We start from the raw sequence: 21,919 nt of genomic DNA on the forward strand, positions 1-21,919 counted from the left end.
ATTTTTTAGTTGATAGCAAAACAACCTTTATTTACCGCAATCTTTTCAGTAATAGCTTTAATAAACTTCATATGTGTCGAAAATCAACTGGGTTTTAATTTGACACACTTATAACTTGAATCTGACAAAATCAAGAAAATTATTTATCAAAGTAAGAATTTTCTTAGAATAAAATAGGCTCTATGTGAAGTTTGTGGGATTCTAAGTCACCCCGTCGCTACGCGACGGCTTAGTCACAGGCAAATCATATAGAACCATTTACATGGTGCAAATATAGATGCTATTGTTTTTTCATTGCTCTCTTTGGTTTTTGCTCTCCTTTTTCAAAGAATGCATCAATTTCTCTAGAAAATTTACTCATTATTATGGTTGATTGAGGGTCTATTTTATCTTCATCAAATTCAAGGTTATGTTTCAAAAAATGCCCAAGAATGTCAATTTCATCATTAAATTCCATCTTTGGCCTATGATATAGTTCCATTCTTTTCTCAAGAAAATCAATAAAATCTTCTTCAGATTCAATGATTTCAGAAAATATCATTAAATCAAAAATGCTGCAAGTCCATGCAAAATCAACGTTATTATCGATTACACCAATTTCCTTAAGATCATACATATTTGCAATTACTCCAGAAAGGTGCTCCATTGTAACTGTTATTCGAAATATTTTTTTTGATTTATCAACAGGTGTTATTGTTCTATTTTTTTCTTTAAATATCGGCATATCGTTAGAAAGAATGTAATTTAGAGCACGAAAGCTTTGGAATGCGCCATAACCTACTCCTACACCTTTTTTAAGTTGCCCTGTCAGTCTTTCTAAAGCCCCTCTTTTGGCAGGAGCAGACAATCCTCCAGCCTTAACTTCAATAAGATAGTTTGCATGACCAGAAGTTATTAATATATCCAGTTCTGTTTCAGCAGTTTTACCGGTTGCATCAGGTGCTCTATACTTCAAGCCGGAAAATATCTGTGAACTTGGAATCATCTTTTTAAAAAGCATCGCGGCTTTTTCTTCCAAGTAATTATCTCTTGATTTATTATAATCATTGCCTATATATTTATTCTTGTAATAATTTATGTCAGCTTCTTTTATTAGTGATTCAGTAATATTCAATAGGTTTCTAGTAGGTAATGTAAAAGAAAACAAATAATAGTCATTACCCATTTTAATAACTGGCTTCGTTGTAGTTTTTGAATCGGTAAGTGGGAAACACTTAATGCTTGGGTTCAAAAATTCAGTGTTATCGCCAAATTCTTGTGAAATTGCATCAACTACTAGTCGGTGAATGTTTTTTCTAAATCTAATCTTAAATAACTCGGGATAAGTACTGATTTGGTTTAATGGATATGAAACAACCTTGGAATCTTTTATAACTATATCAGGATTGTCGTGACCGAAAGCATCAATAAAATGCACACCTGAAGCTATAACCTCATCTACATTTTTACTATCCGACCATTCCATAAACCTGTTATAATTTGCTATATGTGGTATATTGTTTGGCAGAGTAAGTCTAGTCGCAAAAGAATTTTCAAGCTGAAGTATCGTTTCTAATATATCCACTGAAGTAAATCCATATTTCTCTTTTAAAAAATCATCATGGCCTGAAAACAATTCTGTATAAAGTGTATAAATATGTTCTGAATATCCATCTCCTCTTATAAATAGAGACTCCACAACCATCTTGAATCTAAGTTTATGTTCAACCAGAAGATATTGATCTGTTGCTCCTTCTGACAATATATACCATTGATAGTAAAATCTAATAGCTTCAAGTCTTTTAATCAAGGTTTCAATTATTTGAATCGTAGGAGCCTTTTGTGGGGTACCTTGGATTGATGTAGAAAAACTAAGTCCGTAGTCTAATATTAGTTCTCCTAGGCCATCACTACCAGGATTATTCTGTTCCTTAAGTTGATTGTAAGCTAGCCCACCTAGCAATTTCAAATTATCATACTCTTCAAAAATATTCACAACTTCTTGAATCTCATTCTGTATTGAAACAAGCATCTGAGGCCTGTTTTCTCTCATGCTTTCCAGAATACGTTCATGTTCCTCCGCTGTTCTCGTGTTTTTTAGATGTACAAAATTTCCTTTAGTTACCATCTCAAACCCATTATTTTTTATAGATTTTTGGCTTGCAGATTTCTGAAGTTCTGCTTTAGAACGTTTTTTTTCTTTTTCGGATTTATTTCGTTTAAACCGACTTTTGCTTCGTGGCATCTTATTATTGTTTAAAATGTTGTGATACTTTAATACTTAATCGAAAATTTATAACAATAATTTGAAAATTAAAAATATTTCAACTATAACTTCATTTTTTTTAGCTAATCTATTGATTAAATTGGATCATCTCATAAGTGCCCATGACTATTGAAAAACAACAAGCTAAAAATACTTCCATAATCTAACACTAATGGTTACTTCGGGGAGCTATCTGGTTCTTTTTGAGCCCGTTTTGCTTCCATCATCTACCACACAACAAAGGAGAATGGATGATGACTACTGAAAACCAAACTACGAAAAAATCACCTACGCATACGGCTTACTACCTGAAAGCCAAAGAAGGGAGTGAAAAACAAGATTGGATTATTACTGGGGTAGCTTGGGAACACGGCGATAAAGACGGATTTAACCTGTCCCTGACCGTTTTGGGGCAACCTGTCTCGCTGGTGGTTCGTAAAAATAAGCCCAAAGAAATCTAAGCTCGAACTGGGTCGAGGCTATCCTCGGCCCAGCTTTTTTTGAGGCTATTTACTGAAGTTCCACCCAAATCAAGTGGTGGTCGCTCGCCGCGTGAATTTCTTCCTTCAATTCGGGATACACTGTCCAACGTTTGGGCGATTTACCTGGCCACGCCCCTTTGCGAAATAATCCACAAGCGGTAATTCGGGCAAAAAGGGCGGGGGAAAGCAAAATATAGTCTATTTTGTTATTGTCATTCCCCAAACCAAACGTGCCTTTGCCAGCAAACTCCCCAGTATCAAAATCGGGGTGCGTTGAAACATCTTGTAGGTCGGTTTCTTCCAACAATGGCCTCAGTGCCTGACTCGTGGGCGTATCGTTCAAATCGCCCAAAACAATGACGTTGGTTTCTCCTTCGGCTGTAAGCCGCTGGTAAATTTCTTTGACTCGATTGGCCTGGGTTAACCGTTTCCGACGCGAAGCGGCATCGTCACCGCCAAACTTACTCTTAAAGTGGTTTGGCAACACCCAAATGGACTCTCCCGAAGGTGTCTTGATGAGGTATTCAGGACAGTCACGACTGAAAATAAGTCGCCCTGCGACATCTTTATCGTGTACGTGGCTCTGCATTCGTCCGATGGTAAAACCATTTTTGGTCATTACCCCGACATCGATGCCGCGAGGGTCGTTCCCGTCAATGATCATGATTTCCTCATAAGGGTGTCCCTCAACACTTTTGAGGACAATTTCACTGTATTGTTTCAGCGCAATTCGATTCTCCGCTTCGATGACCACCATGATGTCTGCATCTACGTCACGCAGTACCTGGGCCGTGTTGCGAATGGCGATTTGGTTGACTGGGGCGGTTTTTAATTCTAACCAGCCTATCCAATCCTCGCGCCCGTCGGCTACTACTTCAATGGGCTTGTTGGTGGGACGAGACAACAGTTTACCTCGGTTTTGCCTCAAAAGAACAAAGGTACTTTCGTCTGACCTTTCCAGTCCTAAGGCAATCAGCAAGGCTTTTATTTGTGTTTTGTCCTGCTCGGAATATCGGTCTAATTCCAAAAGATTGTTCAACCGAGTGACTTGGTCGTTGACTTGATCACTTACCGCTTGGGTTTCATTAAATACCTTAGGTCGGTCAAATAAATTTTCTACGTTGAAGGAAGCTATTTTCATAAGAGTAAGAGTTTTACCCTAAAAATACAACGCATTTTTTTAGGGTAGTAATAAAGTTATCAAACGGTATGAGACTACCTATCAAGGACATAGGGGATATTTAGTGGGTATGTCTATTTCAATTTTTGAAGTGAACGCAGAGAGCGATGATTAATCGTTGGAAAGATAATTAGAAGCCTATTTGCCCGATGAATACCACCAGACACTACCCCTGCAAATTTCTGCAATTGAGGGGCCGACGAGTACCGATGCGAAAGGGCGTTTTGTCTTTTCCAATACCCTAAACCCCGTTTTTTTAAGCCGATTTTGGCAATTCTCAATAAAAACCTTTAAATTTTATCCTTGCAAATCAAACACAATGTGTTATAATTGCAAGGATGATTAAACGTAATACTACTTTAGAAATCGCGCAATTGCTGGAGGAATTTCCCGCCGTTGGCGTATTAGGGCCTCGCCAAGTGGGGAAAACCACGCTGGCGCAGGAATTGGCTGATACCATAAGCCCCCAGCCCGTTTACCTTGATTTGGAAAGTCCCCGAGATCGCGCTAAACTCAGCGAACCCGAGGCTTATTTTGAATTACATCAACATCAACTCATCATCTTGGATGAAATTCAGCGGATACCAGAGTTATTTTCCATTCTGCGGGGCGTCATCGACCGACGACGTAGGCAAGGACAGAAAACAGGACAGTTTTTAATTTTAGGCTCGGCCTCTTTGGATTTGTTGAAACAATCGTCGGAATCACTCGCGGGCAGGATAGCCTATCGGGAGCTTTCTGGTTTTAACGTTTCAGAAGTTGAAGTAACCCCTGCCGCCCGTGACCAACTATGGTTACGGGGCGGGTTTCCCGATAGTTTTCTAGCCAAAAGTGATGCGGCCAGCCTGAGGTGGCGACTGAATTTTATCAATACCTACTTGGAACGAGAGGTGCCTCAATTTGGTCCCCGCATTCCAGCGGTTACCTTACGGCGTTTATGGACTATGTTGGCCCACAGCCAAGGAGGGCAGTTGAACGTAGCTGCGCTGGGAGCCAATTTGGATATTGCAGCCCCGACTGCCAAACGTTACATTGAGCTACTAGAAGATTTGCTACTCATTCGAACCCTGCGTCCTTGGTCGGGTAATATCGGAAAACGCCTTGTCAGAACGCCTAAAGTTTACATTCGAGACAGTGGTTTGACCCATGCACTGTTGAACCTGACCTCATTGGATGATTTATTGGGACATCCTGTGGTTGGAGCCAGCTGGGAAGGATTTGTCATTGAAAATCTGTTATCCGTGTTGCCGCCAGGACTAACGCCCTGGTTTTATCGTACATCCGCAGGAGCAGAAATTGATTTGGTCATCGAAAAAAATAGCCAACAACGTTATGCGATTGAAATAAAACGCTCACAGGCACCTTCTGTGTCTAAAGGGTTTTATTTAGGGTGTGAAGACCTACAGGCAACCAAACAATTTGTCGTTTATTCGGGGACAGAAAAGTTTCTTATTTCCAAAAACGTCACTGCCGTATCGTTGCTTGAGATGATGAGCGAAATAAGCCGTTGGTAAAAACAATGTACATTGCTCTTGGAAAAACCATTGCTAAAAAATGAAGTAGAAAATGCCTCGAATGAATACTTACCTATCCGTCCAAGCCGTAGCATTACAATAATTCTACCTCATAGGCAGGCTTGATAAATCTCAAAAAGTGCTTATGACTTAGTAATCAAAGTTTTAGGGAGTTAGAGATTTCTATCATGCGTTACTTATGTTATCTCTGCGGTTTAGCGATGTTACTATGTTCAACCTCTTTTGGGTATGCCAAAGAACCTGCCTTATCGCCGTGGATTTATCAAAAACCAACTATTGAACTCAAAACAATCGCCGAAGAAAAAAACAATCCCACATGCCAAACTGGCTCTTGGCGTTATCACACCCAAAAAGACATTTGGCACTATTGTAACCATAAAGGAGTTTGGACGTTATGGGCATTACCACAACCTACAAACAAATAGCTTTTGCTGTCCTATGTTGCTTGTGGGCGGTTTTATATAGCCCTGCGGCACACGCACAAAACCCGCCTTGTGCAGTCGCTGGCGATGCAGGTAATGCCTATGAAAGTTGTGCTTCGGGATTTTGTGAAAGATTAATTTGTAATGGTTCGGCCTATGCAACCCTCAGTGGGCGTAATTTTAGTGGCTGGGAAAGTATAAAATTTGGCAATGATACGAGTACTTGTAACAGTGCGCGATCGGGTCGCCTGCGCTACGCAGGTGGTTCCACTTGGGAATATTGCAATGGCAGTGCTTGGACATCGCTTACGGGTGGTGGCTCACTTTCGTGGCCGCAAAGTGTGACCAGTGCTACAGGCGGGGATGTTTTCCAAATTACAGGAAGTAACCACAACTTTTTGGGATTTAGCACTGATGGTAGTAATACAAGCGTGTTCTTAGGCCGTGAAGCAGGCAATTCTGCTACTACTCTTACTGGCAATACCTTTATTGGTTATCGGGCGGGTACTGTTACTACAAACTCATATAATACATTTGTGGGTTTTCAAACGGGTTTAGCTAATACTAGTGGTAGTGCAAATGCATTTCTTGGTGTACAAACTGGTATGGGCAATACAACAGGCAATAGTAACACATTTTTAGGCTCATGGGTCGGACAATCAAATACCACGGGGTCTGCTAATACTTTTGTAGGCAATGAAGCTGGTACACAAAATACAACAGCAGGCCAAAATACCTTTGTAGGAGCTTATGCGGGACGCAATAATACTGCAAGTCAGAATACTTTTATCGGACACCAATCAGGTCTTTATAACACAGCTGGTACTAATAGTGTTGTGCTAGGTACGGGTGCGGCAATGGGCCCTAGTGCGGGGTATATTTTAGGAACGGAAAGCACTATTATAGGCTACCAAGCAGGAGCAAGTACAGCTACTGGTTCTGTAGGTAATTTTAATACATTTATTGGCGGGGGAAGTGGGCTTTCTAATACCACTGGAACTAATAATGCCTTTGTTGGTGCAAGTAGTGGTCGTAATAACACCACTGCGGGCGCTAGTACATTTGTGGGGGCATTATCTGGTGAAAATAATAATGGAATGGCCAATACATTTATAGGGACTTTTAGCGGAAGAGATAATACTACTGGGGGACAGAATGTGTTTATTGGTTCATCTGCTGGTAGATATAATATTATTGGTGCATCAAATACATTCATAGGCCATCAAGCTGGGTCTTATATTGCCAATGGGACAACACCCCTCACAGCACCAACGGAGAACATTCTTATTGGTAACTCTGCACGTGGGTTAACAGATACTAGTTCTCGATTTATGAATATTGGCGGTGCTTTCTATGGTACATATGATACTGATGGCGTGTATGCCTTTGGCGATAATGAGGCTCAACTGTTTGTTGATGGTATTTTGGGCGTTGGTTATAGTAACCCAACCTGTAACTCAACCTATGCAGGTTATATCCGCTATAACAGCCCTAACATGGAATATTGCAATGGCACGGCTTGGACATCGCTTAGTGGTGTCAGCAGCGGTTCGACTTTTTTAACGGGGTCAGGAACAAATGTTATCAACCCAGTTAGTCCTAGCGCTGCAGGTGGATTGACTATTCCTGCAAATGCCATTTCTACCACCAAACCATTTGAAGTAGTTGTTTTTGGTAACTATAGTCAAACTAATGTAAGTACTTCTAGGTATATAGCTCTAAGTATTAGCTATGGTGCAACAACATCTTCAGGGGTAGATGGAGGACCCGTTAGTGCGACAATTGCAGAGGGAAGTTTTGTATATCGAGCAACTATCAGAGCTACTACAACAACAGCCGCAACTATTGCTGAAGAGCTTATGGTATATAACGCTTCTGGAAATGTTGGTTTTACACGAATAAAAGTACAGAACTATGCGATTCCGTCAATAACATCTTCTAATATACTTTATATAAACGTTTCGATGACTCCAGGGCACGCAGGAAATATCATGAAAGCAACCGCCTATCATGTGGAATATTAGGCTATACAATTTGTATAAGTTATCGCTACAAAGTATCAATATTATATTAGCTTCTTTATCCGCTGCACTGTATCGGCGGATAAATCATGTATCTTAGCCACTTTGCGGATGCTGATACCTTGCTTTAAATCGCGCAATGGTTTGGTGTATTTTGATCGTAGATTGTTTTCAGAATAAAGTTTGCCTATAATTAACCACCTACAAGAAATACAGAACGTAAAAATTGGTTATTAGCAGCGATTGATCGTCCTCTTATTTATCCACTAATTCTACCCTTATCTCGGTGACGACGGGCACTCCCGTCTCTTTCGTCGTGAGGTAGCGGGCTTCGGTGACCACTACCTGGGCGATGACATGGTCAGACAACGCTAAAAACATCGTCTCCAATTCGTATCCTTTCAGCCTGACCGTGTAGGCCGAAAAGTAGAGAATGACCTCGTTTTGCGCTCCACTGGTCGTCAGCTCCCCCGCCACCAAGTAAGAATAATTTAGAAAAAAGCGTTTGCCGTCGGGCCATGCCAAACACAAATTCAACGGGCGAGCCAAGGCATACTCGTTGGAAGCAACCCCCACCTCCTTTTCGGAAGCAGTATCTGCGGGATTGCTTTCTTTCATCTGGTCAAAACGTAGCTTAAAGTTCGGGTTCATAGTGTCGGTCTTTGGATTTGTGCGGTGAGGGCTTGTCCTTCAGGGTAGCTTTATTTTTAGCAAGGGCAGGTAGCTTACTACGCTGGTTTCGCAGCTGTTGTTCCGCCAGTTCGTGCGTGCGGTTCTTTTTGCCCACCAGCTCCATGGCCGATTGTCGGTCACCAAGTCGCTGGGCGTGCTGCATTAATTCTTCTTTGTTGTCGGTATAAATATGCACTCCACTCCGACCCCGTGACACCGAAACGTAAAACTGCTTGGCGTCCGTGGCGGGAAACGTCGCGGCGGGTTGGGCGATAAACACCTCATCCACCGTTTTTCCCTGCGAAGCGTGCGAGGTAATGCAATAGGCGTGGGCCAAATGCCCGTAGTCTTTGTCCAGATGAAACTTGGTTCGACTAACGGGATTTTGTAGCACCAACTCGCCTTTTTTGTTCACCGAACTTACCGTGAGTAACTCGCCGTTATTGAGCCTCTTTTTGTGCTGGTCAAAACCGTTGCGGGTCAGTCGTATCCTATCCCCTTTGGAGAGCGCAATCTCGCTTTGTTTGTAGATCTCAAAATCTCCGCTTCGGTGCAAGGGCAGTAGCGCTGTCTCACCGTTTTCGTCTTTGAGTCGAACCCCGCTCTCGCTGCTGCTTTCCACCTGCCACACGCTACCCCGTTTGAACCCTGGGCGGTTTTGGTTCAACTGAACCCGCATCCCAGGCTTAAAATTCTGCCAATCACTTTTTTCCGCTTCCGTCAAATTGAGGTTCATCAGACGGGGAAGGGTGATTTCTTTCTTGCCCAACTGCTTGGATGCCCGCAGTCTCTCCCGAATGGCTTGGGTGACTTCCTCGCCCTGCTGGTGAGTGGGAGAAACCACCAACGCGGATTTACCCGCTTTGAGGGCTGCCGTATAAGCGTTAACCAATTGCTCGTGGGGGTTGAGGACATCAACTTGGTGAATAGCGCCCATCGCATTCAAGGTTGAAAACGCATTCTTGACTTCTCCCTGTGCCAAGTCCTCCACCGCCGAACGGTAGTTCTCATTCCGCTGGCGGTAAATTTTACTCACTTCTGCCGATTTGATGCCGCCTACCGTGTTCAAAATACGCAAAGCATCCCCGCGCACGACGGCGGCGTGTTGGCGAGTATCCCCGCCCAAAATCAGGCGAGCGTTCTTTTGGCTTGCCAACTCAAGCAGGGCACTCATGTCTTTGGTACCCAGTAGTCCCGCTTCGTCCACCCACAGCACTTGTCCCGTGAGCAGGTGCTGCATTTCTTTGTCCACCAGCAGTTTGGCCACCGTGTCGGCTTGCTCAAAGCCTTCTTCTTTCAATACGCCCCGTGAGGCTTGGGCCGTGGGAGCCACCACCGTTACTTTTTTGCCCGCTGCTTCCATGTGTTTGACGGCTTCTTGCATCAAGGTGGTTTTACCCGACCCCGCCGCTCCGCGAATGATGCATACACGGTTGGTCGTTGTCAGTACGTGACGGACGGCTTCAGCCTGTTGACCACTCAGGGCAAGCTCGGGCGATTGGGCGTACAGGGGAACTAATTTGCCCTGACCCGCCCGCGCCAATTGTACCATGCGCTGCTCTTGGGAAAGTACCTCTCGGGTCGTGCACAGGGTTTGCCCCGCTTCTTTGACGTGAATCAGCCGCTCGTCCGTTTGGAAACAATCGGTAATCTGCGCCAAGGAAACCGACATATGACCAATGCCTTGGCGGTAGGCCGTTTCCAACAAACGACGGTCTTGCAGTACTGAGGCCCGTTCAAAACCGTGGTGCAGGGCGTGGTCAAGGCACTGCTGCGGGTTAAGTACTTTTTCTTTGATAGGCCGTTTGTCCCCTGATGGGTAGCGAACCACCCGTTGGCCTTCGTTTTGCTCACGGGTATCTGAGGAGTGAATTTGACGTTTCCAATCCGACTTTAATTCGGCCATACTGAGTCCCGCCTGTTTTTTGGCGCGAGTTCTTGCGCCGAGTTCGCTCAGTTCTTTGGCGTCCGTAATGCCTTTTTCCTGAGCGACCCGCCCAATCTCATCGGTGCGTTTGGAGAACAGGTCAATGACGCGCTGCGGTACGCCTTCCACTTCAAAGGACTTTTCTGTCCGTCGAATTTCGTAGCCCAATGCCATCAGTTGGTCGGAGAGCCGTTTGTGAAAACGGGCTTGGTAGTAGGGCATGTCGCGTTTGATGTCGCGGAATTGGGCGGCTTTGATTTGTCGTTCGGTTTCGTCCCAAGTGGCATTAAACACAAAACAATGCGCGTGCAGGTGGGGGTCGGGGGCATGACCTTCTACGGGGCGGGCGGTTTGGTGGATAAAATCAGCCCAAACCAGCTCCCCCGTGGCGCGGTCATCGTAGGTATTATTTTTACGCACCCTGGTTTTAGCGTCGGCTTCGATGTCGAGCATGGTCGCCTGTACGCTCTGCCGAAAGGCTTCCAACAGGTGGTCATCCTGCGACAGGGCGTGAAGAATCGACACCGATTTAGGACAGTGAAAGTTGATGTCGTATCCCGTCGTGCGTTCGTCTTTGGTGCGAGCCGTCAGCGGCTCACCCGTCAGGGGGTGGGTATTCTCGCACAGGGCAAAGAAGGCCTCCTTGGTGGCCTTTCCTGTCACCCCCAACCGCTCGGCTAATTTTCCCTCAATACGACCGCTAAGTTCTTGGTCGTTGATGTAGTAATCAGCCTTGGCGAGGGCTTCGGAAAAATAGGCTTTGGCGTGGGCAGCGCTGCTGCTTTGAATCATGCGGATCATGACACCAAGTGTACGGGGGTTTGGAGCGCCTTGGGGGCACTTTTGCGTTTGGTTACTGCGGGTACATCACGGGTAAGCTCGGCAGTGCCCAAGCTGTGCAGAACGAGCACGGGGGGACGGTTAAACTTTTTCCATCAGACATCTTCCCTAAGCACAGCTTAGGTGGTTTTGAATCGGTATTTTTACAGGGCTTCGACCGTATCATCGTCGATAAAAGTGGTCACCAATTTACGACGGGTATCGGGGTCGGCGGGCCGCCGTCCGTAGAAGCTAACCCCTCTAGTTTGGGACGCATCCCGTCCCTCGACAAAAGAATTAACCATCTCTTCATTACAAATCATTTCGTCGATTTTATCCATGATAAAGTGGTCACCTTGGTGGTAAGCCCCGACATAGCTAAAGGAATAACATAAAGCCGATACTGCCAATAGAAGGCCAATAGGCTGAGCTGCCATCCATAAAACAAAACCCACTATGAAAAAAAATCCTGGTTCTAAAACCGTTTCAATTGTTCGTACATCAACAGGTTTACCTTTGAATTTGAGACTAGTAAAACGAGAAGAAATAACGCCAGACGATAAACTGAAACGACCAAAATCGAACACCGATGGCAGTCGCTGAATCTCTTGCCAGCGCTCCCAGCAGGTGTACAGAAATAGCGCCAGAAAAACATACCAGGTCGTATAGTAGCCAATAAGGTGAACAGAATAAGATTGACCCGTAAGACGTTCCATTATTCCAGCATAAATCAATGGAAAAATGGCAAGTAAACCACTCATAATAATCGCTGTAGAAAATGAAAAGTAGCGCTCTCCCATGTTCTTTCGAAGAAATACTTCAAGCAACAAGCGAGGCCAAGAACAAATAGCTAGAAAAAACACTAAAATTAGTTCTTTCATGGCATTGGTACGCATAAAGACTGTGCGGTAGTAAATATTCTTTTTCATAGACGTAAAGCGTTAAGTTTATAAGTGAGTAATTCCCGTTTAAGTGCAATACTGCTGGTTAAAGACCATTTTGGTGTGGTTCAGTCCCTTCAAGAGCGGGTCGCCTTGGCGGTGTACGTAACCTTCCACCCGAAAATTATTCAGGGGGCCTCCCGTTCGCAGACGAACGAATTCTTCAGCCCGCACCATCCGTTCCAGTTTCAGTGATTTGGACTTGGTTTGTCCAAAGTTTTGAGAAACCGTCACGCTGTGGGACTCTTCTTCAAAATAGGCGTCTCCGAATAGCTCAGAAGCGTATTTATTGGTTTCAATATCGGCGTTGGCGTGAAAGATTTTGGTACCCAACGTACCTAAAAAGCTTTTGACGCGATACTCCGCCTTTTGTCCGCCCATGCAGGCGTAGTAGTTGGGCAAGTTCTGGGAAATATACACCGTGGCAATGCGGCTACTACGGGCTGTGGCTTGGTAGTCGGAATCGTGTTCGTGCAGGAAGTTTTGCGCTTCGTCCGCCCACAGAAACACGGGGCGGGAACTGGCCGTGATGGGGCGTTTTTCCATCGCTCGTTGCCAAATGTATTTGAACAAAATTTGGCAATCGCGCCCCACTTTGTGGTAAAGCTTAACGGGCAAGTTAAGCAGGATGATTTTGCCATGCCAGCAGTCTTCGGGGGTCAGGGTGGAGTCCTGGCGGCAGAACAAAGAATAAACGGGTTCGCGCAGCAACCGAAACAAAAAACCCGAGAAGGTAAAATCAATGATAGAACGGGTTTTCTCGGAAAGACTGATGAAGCTGTCAAAGAAGAATTGGTCGAGAAATTTCAGCAGTCGCGCTTCGGGTAATGCTTGGAGCAGTTCGGCCTCAAAGTCGGGTTCATTTTGCAAGGCTGCCTGCTTGGGAGCGGGCAGGCGGTTAAACCACTCGTCCATGTTTTCGGTAACGCGCTTACGCGCCGCTTCAAAAGCCTGTTGAAATGCTTTCGCTTCTCCTTCGTTCGCTGAGGTTTGTAGCTGTTCGTGACTTTTGGGAATGGTTTGCACAATGTCGTACATTTGTTGCAGGGAGAGTTTGCCGTAGGCCAGTTGGCACAGGTCAATGACGTTAAAAATGAGCATGTCCAGGGCCGTTTCCCAAAAAGCATCGTCGCTTTTACCACTGTCTTTGGCTTCTCCCGCGCGTATGACCGTTTTCAAGACCTCCACGATATTTTCCGTGATGGAATGCTGGGATTGCTGGGATTCGTATTGCAGGAAGTTAAAGCGGTGGGCTCCGTTGGGTTCAAGCACCAATAAATCCCGCTCGCGCCCCGTTAGGCGGCAGTACTCCTGCCAAGCCTGTTTTTCGTCGGGTTTGACCGTCAGTACCAAGCCCCCGAAACCTTGAGCGAGGTATTTTAGCGCCAGCATCCGACCCGAACCCGAGGTTTTCCCCGAACCGATGCCACCGAAGATTTGTACGCCTTCCAAGGCGTGACGCACGTTCCAACTTCCGCGCTCTTGCGAGGAAGCCAGTTCAATAATGGGGCGGTCTAAATTGAACAACTCCATAGGTAATAAAAGGCATAGAAATGGTACTCAAATTTATTCATTTTTGCCTGACTACCAAACAATTCACCCAAAAACGTAGATTTTATTTATCAAACGGCGGAAAAGGCCCCCAACAAGGGAGAGACTTCAGCGGCGGCCTGGCCTTGAGTAAGTAAATGTTCACGGTAACGAACGATAGTCAGGGCTTTGAAGTCAACCGCTGTCAGATGCGCTGGCAAACGAATGGTATCTCGTATCATCAGGTCGTACAGCCAAAGTTCAGCCATCAGTGAGTGTTCCAAACGCGGTTCATAGCCCAAGAAACGCGTTAATCGTTCTTTGGCTTTTAGCCCAAAAATTTCGACCATTTTTTGATAACTTTGTACAAAGTGAGGTGCTGCTTCGGTGGAAGCGTAATGCGCCATGTCGGCGTTGCGAATGAGCTGAATGTGTGCTTCGGCTTCGTGGGTGAATGCTTCCGACGATAATACTCCTTGGTGATATTGTTGCAATAAAGCCCGCAGATAAGGCTCAAAGGGCAGACTAACAGCGGGATGAGGCAAGTACCCTAATCGTCGTTCGATGAGGTCTTTGGTCGCGCTTTCCCACTCAGGGAGTACGGTAGCATTCAGCGCCAAGTCTTTCCACGATATGGCTTCACTAATGGCTTCTTTGACGGCTTCTTGATAGGCCTGTTCAAAGCGTTTTTCATCTCCCCCAAAAACGTTTTGAATGGTTTTTTCTCGCCACTCCATGAGAAGCCTCCGCTAACAAAAAGATTCATCATTTTAGCATAATCCATCCATAAATCAAGTCTTAAATCACCAATAACATGAGCGACAAAGGGGATAATGACGACCAAGGCAAAAAGAAGGAACCCACCTTTCCCGAAGGATATGAATACTTGGATGATTTAATCAAAGGAAAGCTGAACCGTCGGGCGGAAATTGATAAGCAGTTGCAAACAGCTTCGAAAGATGCGTCAAAGCCCAACCACCACACCCTCAAGTATTCCCCGCCTGGTTTTACCACAAGACCTTCGGGCAATAAAGAACGGCAGGTGGAACAATGGAAAGCCGAAAAAACGCAGATTGAGGCGGATATTCACGAAAGTGTAGAACTGCAAATACACGTTTTGGAGACCGACCCCGAGACGGCCACCCAAATTCGTCAGACGCTGATGGATAAAATGTATCCTAACCCTTTTGAAGGAAAGGGGGAAAAGGAATTGCAGCGGGTGGGGAAAGTAGAAAAAGACATCAGCAGCTCCCAGGATTACATGCGCGTTCAATTAAAGAATTTTAGGGAAGGGACGCCCAAAGACCCCAAGTCCCCCGAAGATATTCAAAAAGAGTCAGACCAGACTGACAAGGAGCTAGGCAATTCACAGGAGTTTATGCAGCGACAAATCGACGTTTTTAGAGCGCGTAATGCAGATAAGCCCTCGCAGGAACCGCCTAAAGAGGAAGCGAAAGAGCAACCAAGGCTGTCGATGTCGGAACGGTTTTCGCAATCGCTCAGCTACACCAAAGCATTGGAAAAATCAGCGGAGAAACCCACGCCGACAAAAGGGAAAGAGGATAAATCACCCGACAAAGATTAATCGCGTTCGGGTTCAATGTCACGGCCTTTGGTTTTGTCGGGTGATTGGGGTGCTTTGGCCAGACGATTACCGCTGAGCCAAGCGGGACGTTTGTCTTTGACCTGTTCGCTCAAAAACTGCTGACGGCCGTCCTGAAAACCGTTATTTTCACGGTCTTTCATCGCCTCCGTGAGTTGCTGTGCCAGTTCGGGCATGTATTTGGCGATGGTGTAGCCTTCGTTAAAACGTTTTTGGTAATCGGGCGAAACAGTGGTGTTGTCTTCCATGATTAAAAAGTGTTACGGGCGTTTTGCTGTAAATACGTATCAATGGAATCGCGGTCGTAGAGAATAATTTTCTTTTGGGGTTGCGAGAAACGGATTTTCCCTTCGTCCCGCAGTTTTTGCAGCGTGGTCTTTGACTTGATATTAAGTAACTGCATGGCCTGCTGGTCAGAAATCCACTTTTCTTTTTCTTCGCCATGGGTTTCTTTCAAACGGGCAACGACCTGTTCAACGAGTGCATAAAAGGCGGCTTCTTCTAAGCAGATGACTTGCATAGGTACGTAACTTTTTGAAGTATTGTACGAATTTATTAGAAAATGATTTCTTTCAAAAATCATTTTCACTGCCGTGAATTCTCTTTGTAAAAATAATATTTTGCGTAGCTTGGCGGAGAATAGCAGGCATCAAAAGCCAAATAAAAATAAAATAATAAATTGTTGTACCTATGTTGTACCAAAGAAAAAAGCCGCTACGAATTTTCATCGTAACGGCCTGACAATCAGCGTAGCGGGGAGCAGGATCGAACTGCCGACCTTAGGGTTATGAATCCTACGCTCTAACCATCTGAGCTACCCCGCCATCGTTTTGGTGGTGCAAAAGTAGAATAAATATTTTAATTACGCAAACACATTTTGAATAATTGTGAGAAGTTTCTATTTTGCCTCTTTGTTGGGGAAGGTAATTACCTAAGTAAAAGACTTTTCTTACCTTTAAGACCGAACAAAAAAAAAAGCTATGCAAAAATTCAAATACTCAAACGAATACGAGCTCCGCGCCTCGCCTAAAATGTTGTTCCCGTACTTGAGTACAGCATCGGGACTTTCTGAATGGTTTTGTGAAAAAGTAAATGTAAAACCTAACCATAGCTTCGATTTTATTTGGGATAAAGAAAGCCACATCGCCGAACAAACCTCGCTTCGGCTCAATAAAAGTGCCAAATTTGAGTTCTTAAACACAAGCGATAATAACCGCGATAACAATTATATCGAATTTAAAGTAGAGGTAAGCGACCTGACGGGTTCAACCTATCTGCGCATTACCGACTACTCTACAAACACCGACAGCGAAGAACTAAAAGACCTTTGGGATGGTTTAATCGATAGTCTCAAAGAAATTGTAGGAAGCTAGGTATCTGTAGCCGAGGTTCAGTTAAAAGTGCATGAAAAAGATTGATAAGCTAGTTTTACGGTCATTTCTAGGGCCGTTTGCGTTGACGTTGTGCATTGTGGTCTTCATTTTTTTGATGCGCCTCATTTCCCAATACCTCAATGAACTCGTCGGCAAAGACATTGATTTGTTAAACTATGTTAAACTCATCGTCTTTTTTAGCCTCATAACCATCCCTATCGCGCTTCCTTTGGCAGTGCTCCTTTCTTCGCTCATGACTTTCGGAAACTTGGGTGAGTTTTTTGAGCTAACCGCCATTAAAAGTGCGGGCATTTCTACTTGGCGTGCCATGCGCTCAGTCATGGTCATGGTGATTGCCATCACCCTTTTTTCATTTTGGTACAACAATAAGGTAGCACCTTGGGCCAATTTGAAAGGATACAGTCTGCTCTATGATATTAAAACAGCCAAAGCTACGCTTAATATTAAAGAAGGTATTTTCTACAATGACCTTCCAGGACATAATATTAAGGTGGACAAAAAATTCCCCGCGCCCAACGAACGAAGCCTCAAAGGATTGGTCGTGTATCGTCACAACGTCAATGATTACAACGCAGGTAACCGTGAAGTGATTTTAGCCGATTCGGGCTTGATGTACACCATCAACGACAAAAGTTACTTGGTATTTGAGCTTTTCAACGGCACTCAATACTCGGAGGCTGCCCAAACTGCCAACTCTTTTTCATCCCCCAATAGTGGAGGCCAGTTTACCCGTTCCCATTTTGGGCACTATAAAATGGTCGTTAGCCTAGAATCGTTTGGTCTCAAACGGACCGACGAGAATCAATTTCAGTACCACGAGTACATGAAAGACGCGAAGGAACTTCGCAAAGTAGCCGATTCGCTCAAAAAAGAATACCGCAAAAGTAGGGATGGCCTCCTGCCTCAGTCAAAACAATATTTTAGCTACGCTTTCCGTGCTGAAACCATGGCGAAAAATACCACGCCAAAATTTGGCAAATGGGTGGACTCTTTGTTAAAGAAAAAAGCCATTGTACTTCCTGCGGAGAAAGAACAAGTAGTAGCGACTGCCCTGAGTCAAGCCCAAAACATCCGCTCTTACGCCGAAAGTAACAAAACCTACATCACCGAAAAAGGGAAAGCATGGTACCGCTATGACCTAGAAATGCACCACAAATACACCCAAGCCGTGTCGTGTTTCATCATGTTTTTGCTCGGTGCTCCGCTTGGTGCTATTATCAAAAAAGGAGGCTTTGGTATTCCCGTTTTAGTGTCGGTTTTGTTGTTTATTTTATCCTACGTACTTACCCTTCAGGGCGACAAATGGGCCAAAGATGGCCTAGTTTGGGTACCTGTGGGGGCTTGGTTTTCAAACACCATCCTATTTTTTGTAGGCATGTATTTTGCCGACCGCGCCCTCAAAGATTCTCGATTGTTTGATAAAGACATTTACATCATTTGGGTAGAACGGATAAAAAAGAAGTGGAAAAATCGTAAATCAACTGCCAATAAGGTGGCTGTTGAAGCCTAACGAAACGAGTTTTTCAAACGCCTCCCACACCTCTTTGGGAATTTCTTGTTCAATCTGAAATCCTTTTTCTGGGTAAACTTTGATGCGTTGAAAATCTCCTACCATGATATGTATCACTTCTTCCAACGTAATTTCGGCAGTGGGATATGCTTGCATCGAAAGTTGGGGGGAGGTCACAATCAACTCTTTTTCTGGCCAATGTTTCTTAAACGTAGCAAAACTTCGGCGCTCCATGTAGGGCTTTTGGACGACAATAAACCGCTCTGGAGCAAGGTTTTCTTTTTGTAGTAATTGCTGGGTAAATAAAATATTCTCTCCCGTGTTGGTTGACTTGTTTTCAATCAAAATCGCTTCCGCAGGAACACCCATTTCGAGGGCAATTTTTGCAAATTTATCGGCTTCTGGCTCCGACCACATTTCTTGGGTAAGCCTTCCAAGCCCACCTGACATGATAAGCAAAGGTGCCCAACCTTGCAAATACAATTCGGCCCCCCGCTCAGCCACGCGCAAATCGTGACTTCCTAATACCAAAATACAGTCTGATTTTTGTAGATGCTGATTAACATGGTGATAGTCCCAAAGTTGCTGGGCAAGTGCTAGGGTTGTTTCTGGAATCATTGGATTGATTTTTTCCAAAAATAGTGCAAAGATTTCGCTGGCGACATACTTTCATTGGTAAAGTTTTCGCGCATGAAATACCTAGTCTCCTTTTGGCTCATCACGAGCCCGCTTTTTGCCCAACATTCCCTTGTCGAAAAAATCAAACAATTGCGCCCAGCCACCGAATGGTCGCAAACCGCCGCGATTCGGCTCCAATTTCCTAGTTTTCACCCCCAAGGAATGGTTAAAATTGGGGAGTTTTTTTACATGAGCTCGGTCGAAGTAACCCGAAAACGCCGCGATTCAAGTGATGGTGGCGAAGGAATTGGGCACCTTTTTAAGTTTGACGCTACGGGTAAATTATTGGGCAAAATCACCCTCGGCGAAGGCGCGATGTATCACCCTGGTGGTATTGATTTTGACGGAAAGTACCTCTGGGTGCCCGTGGCCGAATACCGCCCCAACAGCCGCTCCATCATTTATAAAGTAGAGCCCGAGTCACTAACCGCCCAAGAAGTAATGCGGTTTGATGACCACATTGGCGCTATTGTACATCCGCCCTCCTCCCAAACGCTGTTGGGTGCCAGTTGGGGCTCTCGCCATTTTTACCACTGGAGTTTAGATAAAACCGGGGCAGTAATTAACCCCACAAATACCCCTGAAAAACAGCGCATTAGCAACCCTTCTTTTTACATTGATTACCAAGATTGCCATTCAATAAGCCCCAACCTTATGCTCTGCGGCGGTTTGCAAAAATTCAAAAAAAACGACGGGACAACGCTTAGTTTGGGAGGACTAGAGATTGTCAACTTGACCGACAATCGACCCGTTTTCCAGGTTCCACTTTTACTTTGGTCGCCTACGGGTGCGCCCATGACCAACAATCCATTTTTCATCGAATCAACGGCAAAGGGCCTGAGCGCCTATTTTGTCCCCGACGACGATGCCGCCTCTACCCTGTTTGTCTATGAAGCCACTTTGAAGTAGAAAGCGTGATTTGGCGCTTTTGAAAGTAATTCAACTACCTCTCAACATGAATTTTAAATTTTCTAAACCCATCGTCATCGCAGCACTGACTGCTTTTATTTCTTACCAATCGGCGGCCCAAGTAGGGGTTGGCGTTAAAGCTCCCAAAAAAGCGGAGGTTTATTTTGATGGTTCTCGCCAAATGTTGGATGAGAAATGGACGTATTGGGATGGCCCACGCCTAGCCGCTACCCTGCCCATCAAATGGTTTATCGTCAATGACCCTGTCAATAAAGGAACGGCCTTAAACACCAATGACCCCGCAGCGGCTGGTGGGAAATATGGTTCGGCCGACATTGTGACGAAGGAGAAATTCCGCGATTTTCGTTTGCATATTGAGTTTTTAATTCAAAAACCTGGGGGAAACAGCGGGGTTTATCTTCAAAATCGCTACGAAATTCAGGTGCTTGACGGTGACACTACTTCGCACGGAATGGCAGCCGTCATCAACGAAACGCCTTCCCCTTATTATGCCTACAATGGCGTTGGAAAATGGAATGCGTACGACATTGTGTTTAGAGCAGCTCGTTTTAAAGACGGAAAACTCGTCGAAAAAGCCCTCGTAACGATGTATTTTAATGGCAAGAAAGTCCATAAAAATCAGCGCATTAACCAAGTGTGGGGCGGGGCTAACTCAGGAATTGACGGAGGGAACGACGGCGGAAAAGGCATTACCGATACGCCTGGTGGCCTCAAGCTACAAGCCGAAGGCCACGACGTGCTATATCGAAATATTTGGATTCAAAAAATGGACATCAGCCAGTCATCCACCGACTTCTAGCGAAGTTTCCACTGCTGCATCGTTTCGCTCCACCAACGCGCCCAACGGTGCGCAAAATATCCTGTAGGTGCCAGCAAAAGAGCATAAACTGCGGCGGTTTTCAAATCAGTTAATGCCCACACAATACCTGTTTGGAGTAACCATACCAAAGGGAATGTAACAAGGGCAAAAAGTACAATTCGAAATGCGCTCGAAAACTGCGGGTCTTTTAGTTTTTTTGTCATCAAAAAAGGAATCCCGTAAGCAATACCGCTGTTGATTGTGCCATAAAGCCAAATTGGCAACGTGCCAATCATCCCCAAGGTTTTCAACAGCAAAGCAATAAACGAAGGCTGGGGTTGCCCCGCAATCTCAGCCTCAATTCCTTGGCTCGAAAGCCGCTTTCTCTCTGCCGATGCATCTTCTATTTTTTTAGCATATACCTCTGGTTCATTGGCTTTTAGACTCGAAAGTTCTTCCGATTTTTGTAAAATATGGGTCAACATATCCCCCGCTTTACGGCTTTCTTTGTCGGTTAGCCACTTGATCGTATCGTGGTGGGGCAAATCATCAATGTGTAACATCAATGCTTTGATTTCGTCCGACATTCGACGGGTAATTTGGGTCAATGTGCGTGGCTGATTTTGCTCATAATCAGCCCGATAGTCGCTTACTTTAAAGGGCTCACCAAAATTTAGCACTAGCCTCTCTCCCATTTTTTGACAATGCGAATAGTACAATCCGCAGGGAAGGATTTGCAAATTTACCTTCCAATCGTGCTCTGTTTCTGCCCGAAAAGCGATACGCGCCAGTCCTTTCTTAAACGGCCGAAGGTGATATTGAACGCCATGGTTTCCTTCAGGAAATGCCGCCAATGTACCTCCAGTGCTCAAAATAGTAACACAGGTTTGAAAAATCTCGTCGTTTTGCTGCATTTCATCTACCCCATCCCGCAAACGATACACGGGTAGCATTTTTAGCGACATCAATAATTTCCGAACGGTATCTTTTTTGAACAAATCGGCTCGGGTCAAAAAGTAAGGTTGGCGTTTGCCCACGTTGAGCACAATCGCCAAAGCATCCATCAGGGTATTTTGGTGGTTAGAAATAATCAACAACGGCGCATCTGGCGATAAATGCGACGGAAAATTCTTAATTTCTACTTGACGATAAAAAATAGTATTGTGCCAAAAACGAACGTAAGCCCTCAAAAGGCTGTAAGAAAAAGTGCGGTGCGACATGGTATCTAAAT

At 44.8% G+C, this 21,919-nt stretch carries 19 protein-coding genes and 1 tRNA gene; 8 read left to right on the top strand and 12 right to left on the bottom strand.

Annotated features, from left to right (window positions below):
- Positions 1-280: 280 nt before the first annotated feature.
- On the bottom strand, positions 281-2,224 hold the full coding sequence (locus AC23N5_RS24195; protein WP_487757594.1) for a hypothetical protein: 1,944 nt from the start codon (positions 2,222-2,224) through the stop codon (positions 281-283).
- A gap of 272 nt (positions 2,225-2,496) precedes the next feature.
- On the opposite strand from AC23N5_RS24195, the gene AC23N5_RS24200 reads away from it, so the two are divergent.
- Positions 2,497-2,706, top strand: coding sequence for a hypothetical protein (locus tag AC23N5_RS24200; RefSeq protein ID WP_487757595.1), 210 nt, complete (start codon positions 2,497-2,499; stop codon positions 2,704-2,706).
- A gap of 49 nt (positions 2,707-2,755) precedes the next feature.
- Here AC23N5_RS24200 and AC23N5_RS24205 read toward each other — a convergent pair whose 3' ends face one another.
- Positions 2,756-3,868, bottom strand: coding sequence for an endonuclease/exonuclease/phosphatase family protein (locus tag AC23N5_RS24205; RefSeq protein WP_487757596.1), 1,113 nt, complete (start codon positions 3,866-3,868; stop codon positions 2,756-2,758).
- A gap of 377 nt (positions 3,869-4,245) precedes the next feature.
- Between AC23N5_RS24205 and AC23N5_RS24210 the strand changes: the two genes are divergently transcribed.
- Both AC23N5_RS24210 and AC23N5_RS24215 read left to right on the top strand, forming a co-directional pair.
- Positions 4,246-5,421, top strand: a complete 1,176-nt coding sequence (locus AC23N5_RS24210; RefSeq protein WP_487757597.1) for an ATP-binding protein — start codon at positions 4,246-4,248, stop codon at positions 5,419-5,421.
- Positions 5,422-5,836: 415 nt separating this feature from the next.
- Positions 5,837-7,888, top strand: coding sequence for a beta strand repeat-containing protein (locus tag AC23N5_RS24215; RefSeq protein WP_487757598.1), 2,052 nt, complete (start codon positions 5,837-5,839; stop codon positions 7,886-7,888).
- 252 nt (positions 7,889-8,140) lie between these two features.
- Here the strand turns inward: AC23N5_RS24215 and AC23N5_RS24220 are convergent, their stop codons facing one another.
- From AC23N5_RS24220 to AC23N5_RS24240, 5 genes are all read right to left on the bottom strand, one after another.
- The gene (locus AC23N5_RS24220; protein ID WP_487757599.1) at positions 8,141-8,536 is read right to left on the bottom strand and encodes a hypothetical protein; all 396 of its coding nucleotides are present in this window, start codon (positions 8,534-8,536) and stop codon (positions 8,141-8,143) included.
- Complete coding sequence (mobF, locus tag AC23N5_RS24225) at positions 8,520-11,285, bottom strand: MobF family relaxase (protein ID WP_487757600.1); 2,766 nt, start codon at positions 11,283-11,285, stop codon at positions 8,520-8,522. The genes AC23N5_RS24220 and mobF overlap by 17 nt, the downstream gene beginning before the upstream one ends.
- Positions 11,286-11,467: 182 nt before the next feature.
- Entirely contained in the window at positions 11,468-12,232 is a 765-nt protein-coding gene (locus tag AC23N5_RS24230; RefSeq protein ID WP_122929201.1) for a hypothetical protein, read from the bottom strand.
- A gap of 39 nt (positions 12,233-12,271) precedes the next feature.
- Entirely contained in the window at positions 12,272-13,777 is a 1,506-nt protein-coding gene (locus tag AC23N5_RS24235; RefSeq protein WP_487757601.1) for a type IV secretory system conjugative DNA transfer family protein, read from the bottom strand.
- Positions 13,778-13,866: 89 nt separating this feature from the next.
- Positions 13,867-14,511: a hypothetical protein gene (locus tag AC23N5_RS24240; RefSeq protein ID WP_487757602.1), complete on the bottom strand. Its 645-nt coding sequence runs from the start codon at positions 14,509-14,511 to the stop codon at positions 13,867-13,869.
- A 77-nt stretch (positions 14,512-14,588) separates the two neighbouring features.
- On the opposite strand from AC23N5_RS24240, the gene AC23N5_RS24245 reads away from it, so the two are divergent.
- Complete coding sequence (locus AC23N5_RS24245) at positions 14,589-15,359, top strand: hypothetical protein (protein ID WP_487757603.1); 771 nt, start codon at positions 14,589-14,591, stop codon at positions 15,357-15,359.
- Here the strand turns inward: AC23N5_RS24245 and AC23N5_RS24250 are convergent.
- The 3 genes from AC23N5_RS24250 to AC23N5_RS24260 all read right to left on the bottom strand — a co-directional run bounded on the left by AC23N5_RS24250 (position 15,356) and on the right by AC23N5_RS24260 (position 16,201).
- On the bottom strand, positions 15,356-15,625 hold the full coding sequence (locus AC23N5_RS24250; RefSeq protein WP_487757604.1) for a hypothetical protein: 270 nt from the start codon (positions 15,623-15,625) through the stop codon (positions 15,356-15,358). The two genes, AC23N5_RS24245 and AC23N5_RS24250, sit on opposite strands and share 4 nt — an antisense overlap.
- Before the next feature lie 2 nt (positions 15,626-15,627).
- A complete protein-coding gene (locus AC23N5_RS24255) occupies positions 15,628-15,897 on the bottom strand; it encodes a helix-turn-helix domain-containing protein (protein WP_028524525.1) in 270 nt (89 codons plus the stop codon).
- A gap of 230 nt (positions 15,898-16,127) precedes the next feature.
- Positions 16,128-16,201: transfer RNA gene (locus tag AC23N5_RS24260), tRNA-Met, on the bottom strand.
- Positions 16,202-16,357: 156 nt separating this feature from the next.
- Here AC23N5_RS24260 and AC23N5_RS24265 point away from each other — a divergent pair.
- Together AC23N5_RS24265 and AC23N5_RS24270 are read left to right on the top strand one after the other, a co-directional pair.
- Complete coding sequence (locus AC23N5_RS24265; RefSeq protein ID WP_028524527.1) at positions 16,358-16,750, top strand: START-like domain-containing protein; 393 nt, start codon at positions 16,358-16,360, stop codon at positions 16,748-16,750.
- A 31-nt stretch (positions 16,751-16,781) separates the two neighbouring features.
- Positions 16,782-18,281, top strand: coding sequence for an LptF/LptG family permease (locus AC23N5_RS24270; protein WP_183976847.1), 1,500 nt, complete (start codon positions 16,782-16,784; stop codon positions 18,279-18,281).
- Here the strand turns inward: AC23N5_RS24270 and AC23N5_RS24275 are convergent.
- Positions 18,249-18,899, bottom strand: coding sequence for a YdcF family protein (locus AC23N5_RS24275; protein WP_487757605.1), 651 nt, complete (start codon positions 18,897-18,899; stop codon positions 18,249-18,251). The two genes, AC23N5_RS24270 and AC23N5_RS24275, sit on opposite strands and share 33 nt — an antisense overlap.
- A 72-nt stretch (positions 18,900-18,971) precedes the next feature.
- Between AC23N5_RS24275 and AC23N5_RS24280 the strand changes: the two genes are divergently transcribed.
- Together AC23N5_RS24280 and AC23N5_RS24285 are read left to right on the top strand one after the other, a co-directional pair.
- Positions 18,972-19,868, top strand: coding sequence for a DUF6454 family protein (locus AC23N5_RS24280; RefSeq protein WP_487757606.1), 897 nt, complete (start codon positions 18,972-18,974; stop codon positions 19,866-19,868).
- A gap of 46 nt (positions 19,869-19,914) precedes the next feature.
- Complete coding sequence (locus AC23N5_RS24285) at positions 19,915-20,688, top strand: 3-keto-disaccharide hydrolase (protein ID WP_183976853.1); 774 nt, start codon at positions 19,915-19,917, stop codon at positions 20,686-20,688.
- On the opposite strand, the gene AC23N5_RS24290 is transcribed toward AC23N5_RS24285, so the two are convergent.
- Positions 20,685-21,908 carry a 1-acyl-sn-glycerol-3-phosphate acyltransferase gene (locus AC23N5_RS24290; RefSeq protein ID WP_487757607.1) on the bottom strand — a complete coding sequence of 408 codons (1,224 nt, stop codon included), beginning with the start codon at positions 21,906-21,908 and terminating at the stop codon, positions 20,685-20,687. The two genes, AC23N5_RS24285 and AC23N5_RS24290, sit on opposite strands and share 4 nt — an antisense overlap.
- Positions 21,909-21,919: the final 11 nt, after the last annotated feature.

The organism is Runella sp. R5_40 (assembly GCF_057652295.1).